The 389-nt window shown below is 44.7% G+C and carries 1 protein-coding gene; it reads left to right on the plus strand.

Going from position 1 to position 389, the window contains the following annotated elements:
- On the plus strand, positions 1-375 hold a 375-nt coding region (locus C162_RS28800), incomplete at its 5' end, for an ArsB/NhaD family transporter (RefSeq protein WP_036700494.1).
- Between the last annotated feature and the right edge of the window lie 14 nt (positions 376-389).

Raw genomic sequence — 389 nt, forward strand, 5'->3', positions numbered from 1 at the left:
TTAGCTGATGCCATCCAGGCCGTTGCCGATCAAGGGCTGTTCGCAGCAACGATGGGGATGGGCTTTATTGCCGCGGTGATCTCCTCCATAATGAACAACATGCCTACTGTAATGATTGATGCACTGGCCATTGATGCCACGAACACTTCCGGACTGATTAAAGAAGCTTTGATTTATGCAAATGTTATTGGTTCTGACTTAGGTCCGAAGATAACACCCATTGGTTCGCTGGCTACCTTACTGTGGCTGCATGTGCTTTCCACCAAAGGAGTAAAGATATCCTGGGGAACGTACTTTAAAACAGGCATTATTTTGACGATCCCTACGCTGTTCATCACACTGCTTGGTTTATATATAACATTGACCCTATTTTAAACTCGAAGGAGATT

It is taken from the genome of Paenibacillus sp. FSL R7-269, from assembly GCF_000517865.1.
Taxonomy (GTDB): Bacteria; Bacillota; Bacilli; order Paenibacillales; family Paenibacillaceae; genus Paenibacillus_AQ.